Origin of the sequence: Solilutibacter tolerans, from assembly GCF_900155935.1 — a bacterium.
Lineage (GTDB): Bacteria > Pseudomonadota > Gammaproteobacteria > Xanthomonadales > Xanthomonadaceae > Solilutibacter > Solilutibacter tolerans.
The window spans coordinates 1-1,206 of the sequence record NZ_FTLW01000019.1 but is presented as its reverse complement, the minus strand read 5'-3'; the positions used below and the strand labels follow the sequence as shown (position 1 = coordinate 1,206).

Genomic DNA, 1,206 nt, shown 5'->3' with positions numbered 1-1,206 from the left:
CGACGTCCCCCCGCTTTCAGTAGCGGGGCTGTTTAGAGTCCGGGGTTCATCGTAGCGGCTTTGGCTGCCAACTGTTTGGCGTAGGCAGCCGGTGTCAATCCGCCCAGGATCTTCTTGGGTCTCTCATCGTTGTATTCCCGTCGCCAGGTTTCAATCTCAGTGCGTGCATGCAGCAACGTCGGGAACCAGTGCTCGTTGAGGCACTCGTCCCGCAACCGACCATTGAAGCTCTCGACGTACGCGTTCTGGTTCGGCTTGCCGGGTTGGATCAGGCGCAGCTGCACGCCGCGTGCGTGAGCCCACGCCACCATCGCTTTGCCGCAGAACTCCTTGCCGTTGTCGGTGCGAATGACCTTGGGCAGACCACGGGTTAGCGCCAGCCGGTCCAGCACCCGCGTGACGCCAATGCCCGAGATTGCACGCTCCACCTCGATCGCCACCGCTTCGTGCGTCGCATCGTCGACGATGGTCAGCGCCTTGATGACCCGGCCTTCCGCCGAGCGGTCAAATACGAAATCCATCGACCAGACCTGATTGGCTGCTTCCGGCCGCTGCAAGGGCTGACGGTCACCGAGTCGCACCTTCTTCCGCTTGCGCCGCCGCACCTGCAGCTTCGCTTCCTGATAAAGCCGTTCCACCCGCTTGTAGTTCACCGGCCATTGCTCCTGTCGAAGCTTCAGATGGATCATCCCGACGCCATAGCGCTTGTGCCGCTGCGCCAGCGACAGGATCCGCGCACGCAGTTCGACATTGCGATCCGGGCGTGGGACGTAGCGCAACGCGCTGGCGCTCATGCGGATCGCCGCCAGTGCCCGTCGCTCGCTCAAGCCTCGCTCCATCAAGTGCCGCACCAGCGTCCTGCGCGCCGGTGCGCTCACCACTTTTTTCGGAGCGCTTCCTTGATGACGTCGTTCTCGAACAATTGCTCGGCCAGCAGCTTCTTCAGCCGGGTGTTCTCCGCCTCCAGCTCCTTAAGCCGCTTGGCCTCGGACACGTTCATCCCGCCGAACTTGCTGCGCCACAGGTAATACGACGCCTCGCTGAAGCCGTGCCGCCGGCACAACTCCTTGACCGCCATGCCGGCGTCGACCTCACGCAGGAAGCCAATGATCTGTTCCTCGGTAAAACGCTTCTTCACGTCCAATCTCCGTATCGTTGGGGATTGGACTCCAAAGCGCCGTACTACTCAAAACCGGGGGGACGTCG

At 62.3% G+C, this 1,206-nt stretch carries 1 protein-coding gene; it reads right to left on the bottom strand.

Annotated features, from left to right (window positions below; translation table 11 throughout):
• Positions 1–32 precede the first annotated feature (32 nt).
• Positions 33–1,138 (bottom strand): IS3 family transposase gene (locus tag BW989_RS12275; RefSeq protein WP_129582941.1). Its coding sequence is split into 2 segments (ribosomal slippage): positions 33–880 and positions 880–1,138, totalling 1,107 coding nucleotides; the frame shifts between segments, so codons are not numbered across the junction.
• Positions 1,139–1,206: the final 68 nt, after the last annotated feature.